The organism is Desulfobacter sp. (assembly GCF_050177295.1).
The window spans coordinates 1-6730 of the sequence record NZ_JBFXHE010000241.1 but is presented as its reverse complement, the minus strand read 5'-3'; the positions used below and the strand labels follow the sequence as shown (position 1 = coordinate 6730).

Annotated in this window: 3 protein-coding genes; all 3 read right to left on the bottom strand. The window is 48.6% G+C overall.

The annotated features are described in order from the left end of the window. On the bottom strand, positions 1-2269 hold a 2269-nt coding region (gene rpoC, locus AB7U36_RS15470; protein ID WP_428160616.1), incomplete at its 3' end, for a DNA-directed RNA polymerase subunit beta'. A gap of 10 nt (positions 2270-2279) precedes the next feature. After that, positions 2280-6410: a DNA-directed RNA polymerase subunit beta gene (gene rpoB, locus AB7U36_RS15465; protein WP_428160615.1), complete on the bottom strand. Its 4131-nt coding sequence runs from the start codon at positions 6408-6410 to the stop codon at positions 2280-2282. A 112-nt stretch (positions 6411-6522) separates the two neighbouring features. Next, positions 6523-6730, bottom strand: a 208-nt coding sequence (rplL, locus tag AB7U36_RS15460; protein WP_428160614.1) for a 50S ribosomal protein L7/L12, incomplete at its 5' end; no start/stop codon positions are given.

Below are 6730 nucleotides of genomic sequence, written 5' to 3'. Positions count from 1 at the left end.
CGGAATACTGCTCTTTGATGTCTTCGATATTCTTTTCGGCTTTACCAATAAGTTGCCATTTATTTTCCGGAATAATCATATCATCAATGCAGATGGACAAACCGCCAAGTGTGGAATTCTTGTATCCGATGTCCTTAAGGCGGTCGGAAAGAATAACTGTTTCCTTCAAACCGATATTTCTGTAGGCATAATCAATGAGTTTTACAATGGATTTCTTATCCATCAGCTTGTTCACCAGGCTGAACGGCAGGGTAGAGCTTCTTTCATCCACTTTGAAAATGGTGTATTTTTCGCCAACCATCCGGACATCGGTGAACTGCCCTTGTTTAAGTCCGTAAAGCTGCTCCACCACCACGTCGGAAACATGGAAAAGATTTTTAAATTCCTTACGTGTTAAAACACCTGTTGTCCCCCGGGTCTTTTTAATTTCCTCATCCCCGTATTTATCAAGAACAGCATTAAAATCTTCACCCGACTTCAATTCAGCAAAGGCAGCTTCGGCATCCTCAAGATTTTCGGTCCGGATACGGCTCATGTTCAACAGGACATCACCGGGAATGGTTTCCCACAGAAGAATCCGGCCGGTGGTGGTATCATAAATCACATCGTCAATGCGCACCTTGATTTTGGCGTGGATATCCAGTTCTCCGGCATCAAAGGCAAAACGGACCTCGTCAATACTTGAAAAGGTGACGCCTTCACCCTGCCGGCGGGACATTGCCCGGGTCATATAATAAATACCCAATACAATATCCTGGGTGGGAACAATGATGGGCTGGCCGTTTGCCGGGGACAAAATATTGTTGGTGGAGAGCATCATGATCCTGGCTTCCAGCTGGGATTCCAGGGACAGCGGCACATGGACGGCCATCTGGTCCCCGTCAAAATCAGCGTTAAATGCGGGACACACCAGGGGATGAAGCTGAATGGCCTTGCCTTCGATCAATACCGGCTCAAATGCCTGGAACCCGAGCCGATGCAGGGTGGGCGCACGGTTAAGCATAACCGGGTATTCCTTTACCACGGCTTCAAGGGCATCCCATACTTCGGTCTCCTCGCGCTCGACCATTTTCTTGGCACTTTTAACCGTGGAGACCAGGTTTTTCTGCTCAAGGTAATTGTAAATAAACGGTTTGAACAGTTCCAAAGCCATTTTCTTGGGAATGCCGCACTGGTGGAGCCGCAGCTCAGACCCCACGGTAATAACGGTACGGCCGGAATAATCCACACGTTTACCTAAAAGGTTCTGGCGGAAACGCCCTTGTTTGCCTTTAAGTGTATCAGACAGGGATTTCAACGGACGTTTGTTGGTACCTGTGACCACCCGGCCATGGCGGCCATTGTCAAAAAGCACATCCACAGCTTCCTGGAGCATCCGCTTCTCGTTTCGGACAATAATATCCGGCGCATTGAGATCAACCAGACGTTTAAGACGGTTATTGCGGTTGAGCACCCGGCGATACAGATCATTGAGATCGGACGTGGCAAACCTGCCGCCTTCAAGGGGGACAAGGGGGCGCAGATCCGGCGGCAGAATGGGGCAGGCTGTCAGGATCATCCGGGAAGGCTCTATACCTGAGGTCAAAAAGGCATCAACTACCTTCATGCGCTTGGCCATTTTCTGCTGCTTTGCCATGGACTTGGTCAAGCCGATCTCTTCGGTCAGTTCGTCATGAACCGCCTGAAGGTCAATCTCATTAAGGAGGATTAAGATAGCCTCGGCGCCGATCCCCGCATGAAAGCCCTCTTCACCAAATGCTTCAACAGCCTCATAATACTGGTCATCGGAGAGCAGCTGCATCTTTTTCAACCCGGTACTCTTGGGGTCGATTATAATATATGAATCAAAGTAGAGAACCTTTTCCAGATTCTTCAAAGTGATATCCAGAACATTACCGATCTTGGAAGGCAGGCTTTTAAGAAACCAGATATGGGATACAGGAGAGGCCAGTTCAATATGCGCCATACGCTCGCGTCTGACCTTGGACTGAATAACCTCAACCCCGCATTTTTCACACACCACACCCCGGTGCTTCATGCGTTTGTATTTACCGCAATTGCACTCGTAATCCTTGGTCGGTCCAAATACCTTGGCACAGAAAAGACCGTCACGTTCGGGCTTAAACGTTCTGTAGTTGATGGTCTCGGGTTTTTTTATTTCGCCGTAAGACCATTCCCGAATCTGGTCTGAGGATGCAAGGCTGATCTGAACGCCCTGGTAACTTTGGGGATCCTTGGGTTTTGCGAAGAAATCATATATATTATCCAATGTCTTCTCCTTATTTGCTGCCTTCTATAAGATTCATATCCAGCCCCAGAGCATTGAGCTCTTTAATCAGAACCCTGAAAGATTCAGGCATTCCAGGTTCCAGGACATTCTGGCCTTTAACAATTTTTTCATACATACGGGTCCGGCCGGTCATGTCATCGGATTTCACCGTAAGAAATTCCTGGAGCGCATGGGCAGCACCATAGGCTTCCATGGCCCAGACCTCCATCTCCCCGAGACGCTGGCCCCCGAACTGGGCCTTGCCGCCAAGGGGCTGCTGGGTGACGAGGGAATACGGTCCAATGGACCGTGCATGCAGCTTGTCATCAACCAGATGATGAAGCTTGAGCATATACAGGGTTCCCACAGTAACCGGTTTATCAAAGGGTCTTCCTGTACGCCCGTCATAAAGGATTGACTGCCCTGAGGGGTCACTTTCCGACATGCCAATCAATTCCTTGATCTCTTCCTCTGTGGCACCGTCAAATACCGGAGTGGCGGTATGCACCCCGTTTTTATACCGAGAGACGAATTCTATAAATTTTTCATCATCCATGGCATCAATATCCCGGACAATGACATCATCCACCTGCCCTTCCCTTTGTTTACGGGTCAAAGCGAATATCTGTTTGGCCTTGTCCCGCAATGCGTCCAGCCGTTTTTCCTCCAGCATCTCATCAATCTGCTGGCCCAGGGCATAAGCGGCCCGGCCCAAATGGATCTCAAGAATCTGGCCCACATTCATACGGGAAGGCACGCCCAGGGGGTTAAGCACCATGTCAACGGGCCGCCCGTCTGCAAAATAAGGCAGGTCCTCGACCCGGAGAATCCTTGAAACAACACCCTTGTTCCCGTGGCGGCCGGCCATTTTATCCCCCACGGAAAGCACCCGTAGCATGGCCACAGAAATTTTAATGAGCTTGAGAACTCCCGGAGGAAGGTCGTCACCCTTTTCAAATCTGGAGACCTGACGGTTGAAATGCTCCCTGGCCTTTTTTATCTGATCCTGGGCTTGTTCAAGGATGACCTGAACCTTTTCTGTTAATACCGCATCCTCAACAGTAACATTTACCAGTACGGATACAGGTATTTTTTCAAAAAGACCAGGGATCACTTTTGTTCCGGCCTTAACCAGTACCTTGCCGTTACGTTCCAGGTCATTGAGCAATGCATGGCCGTCAAGTACGGATTCAACTCTCTCCCGGCCGACACCGGAAATAATTTTTATTTCATCATCCCGGTCTTTTTCAAAACGCTCGATCTCTTCGTCTTCGATCTGGCGTGTCCTTTCATCTTTGGGCAGACCGCGCCGTGAAAAGACCTTGGCATCAATCACTTTTCCATTAACACCCGGAGGCACACAAAGTGACGTATCCTTTACGTCACCGGCTTTCTCACCAAAAATGGCGCGCAGCAGCTTTTCTTCCGGAGAGAGCTGGGTTTCGCCCTTGGGCGTGATTTTACCCACCAAAATATCACCGGGTTTGACCTCGGCTCCCAGGCGGATAATGCCGCTGTCATCCAGATTCTTCAAGGCGTCTTCACCTACGTTGGGAATGTCCCTGGTGATCTCTTCCTTGCCAAGCTTGGTGTCCCTGGCCAGGACCTCAAATTCCTCAACATGAACAGAGGTGTACACCCCATCCTTGACCAGGCGCTCGGATACCAGGATGGAATCCTCATAATTGTAACCATCCCAGGGCATGAAGGCTACGGTCACATTTTTTCCAAGCGCCAGTTCTCCCAGTTCCGTGGACGGACCATCGGCAATGACCTGCCCCTTTTTAACCCGCTCGTTTTTCTTCACAATGGGTCTGTGGTTAAAGCAGGTATTCTGGTTGGAACGGACAAATTTGGTACAATTATAGATGGATACAGCTTTATTAAATTTTGAACCATCATTGTCATCATTTTTAACAACAATACGCTTTGAATCCACATCAACCACCACCCCGTCCCACTCAGCAACAATGGTAACCCCGGAATCCCTGGCGACAACCGCTTCCATGCCGGTACCCACTAACGGGGCTTCACTGCGGATCAAGGGCACTGCCTGGCGCTGCATGTTGGAACCCATTAGCGCCCTGTTGGCATCATCATTTTCCAGAAAAGGAATCAGGGATGCAGATACGGATACCAGCTGGTTGGGTGACACATCCATAAACTTGACTTCTTCGGGTGCCACCATCTCAAATTCCCCGCCCACCCGTGCAGATACCGTGGGGTTGATGAAATTGCCGGCAGCATCCAAAGGCGCATTGGCCTGGGCAATGGGGAGTTCCTTTTCTTCAAATGCGCTTAAATGCTGAATTATTTTGCTGGCATTTCCTTCATTTACAATTCTGAAAGGGGTTTCAATAAATCCAAAATCATTTACCCGTGCATAGGTACACAGGGAAACAATCAGACCGATGTTGGGCCCTTCAGGCGTTTCGATGGGGCAGATACGCCCATAGTGGGACGGGTGAACGTCACGCACCTCAAAGCCCGCACGCTCACGTGTCAAACCACCAGGACCCAGGGCTGAAAGACGCCGCTTATGGGTGGTTTCAGACAAAGGATTGGTCTGGTCCATGAACTGGGACAATTGTGACGTGCCAAAAAATTCGCGAACAACCGCAGATACAGGCTTGGGATTAATAAGGTCGTGGGGCATCATGGCGTCCACTTCCTGCATGCTCATCTTTTCCTTAATAGCCCGCTCCATACGGACAAGACCGATACGGTAATGGTTTTCCAGAAGTTCACCCACGGCCCGGACCCGCCGATTTCCCAGGTGGTCGATATCGTCCACCTGGCCCTGGGTGTCTTTGAGTTCAATCAGCGTGGCTGCAGTAAGCAGCACATCCTCTTTTCTCAGGGTTTTTACATCAATTTTCGTATTCACCCCGAGACGGTGGTTCATTTTAAGACGGCCTACCTTGGACAAATCATAATATGTCTGGCGGAAAAACAGATGATCAATAAAATCCTGGGCTACCTCAATGGTGGCAGGATTTCCGGGACGGAGCCTGCGGTAAATATCCATCAAGGCCTCTTCCTTGGATGTAATCTTGTCGGAAACCAGGGTTTTCCGCATGGAATCAGAACTGCGGGGATCTACATAAAGAATTTCAAAGGTATCAATGCCCTTTTCCTCAAGCAGTTTAAAGGTGTCCTCTGCAATAGTATCACCGGCCTTAAACAAAGGTGCTTGATCGCTGCTTTCCAGGTAAAAGTTACCTGAAAACGCTTTGCCGATGAGTTCCTCTTCGGAAATAGGAATAAAATCCAGATGTTCATCGGCAAGTTGCTTTAATGCGCGCTTGGTAAAGATCCGACCGGCCCGGACCACAATCTCTCCGGTCTCAGGGGATATGATATCATAGCCAGCCCGCTGCCGAACCAGATTTTCAGGGATGAATTCCCTGAAATAAGAGCCGTTTTTATGAACAATTTTTTCTTTGGTGTAGAAAAAATCAAGGATATCTTCTCCAGTGTACCCAAATGCCTTGAAAAGAATGGAAACATGAAATTTACGCCGGCGGTCAATACGGATATAAACAATATCCTTGGCATCAATTTCCATATCAATCCAGGAACCCCGCACTGGAATAATACGGGCGTTATAAATGATTTTACCCGTGGAATAGTTTTTCCCTTTGTCATGATCAAAAAATACACCTGACGACCGGTGAAGCTGGGAGACAACTGCACGTTCAGTACCGTTGATGATGAAGGTACCCCTGGGCGTCATCAAAGGAATGGTGCCGAAATATATTTCCTGCTCTTTTATATCCCGGATGGTGGACACACCTGTGTCTTTGTCATGGTCATAGACGACAAGCCGAACCCTTATATTGACCGGGATGTCATAGGTCATCCCGCGACTGATACATTCCTGTATGGAGTGCTTGGTTTCCCCAAAGGAATAAGAGACGTATTCCAGGGAAGAAGTATCGGTAAAATCCTTGATGGGAAATACGGATTTAAAAACCGAATGCAGTCCCTTTTCCTCTCTGTCCTGGGGTGGTACATCCCTTTGCAGAAAACCTTCAAAGGAGTCTCTTTGCATCCCGATGAGATCAGGGATGTCTATAATTTTACGTTTACCGCCAAACTCTTTTCTAACACGCTTGTTCGTCAATATACTTCCGGTCATGATATCTCCCGATGTGAGTTTTTCCAACCGTAAAAGCGGAGACATGGCCCACTGGCCTTGCCCCCGCGTATAGTTTATGCACAAACTATTTGTGCTTATCAGCTATGCAAAACTACTTTACAGACACTTGAGCACCGGCGCCCTCAAGCTGTTCTTTTATTTTGTTTGCTTCTTCCTTGGCTATACCTTCTTTTACAGCTTTGGGCGCTTCTTCAACTAACGCCTTGGCTTCTTTCAGCCCAAGACCGGTGATGGCGCGAACTTCCTTAATGACATTAATCTTTTTGTCACCGGCAGATTCAAGAATATCGTCAAATTCT

Bases quoted from the DNA above. Each gene is read 5' to 3' on its own strand.
- rpoB (WP_428160615.1), bottom strand. From the start codon at position 6,410: ATGACCGGAAGTATATTGACGAACAAGCGTGTTAGAAAAGAGTTTGGC.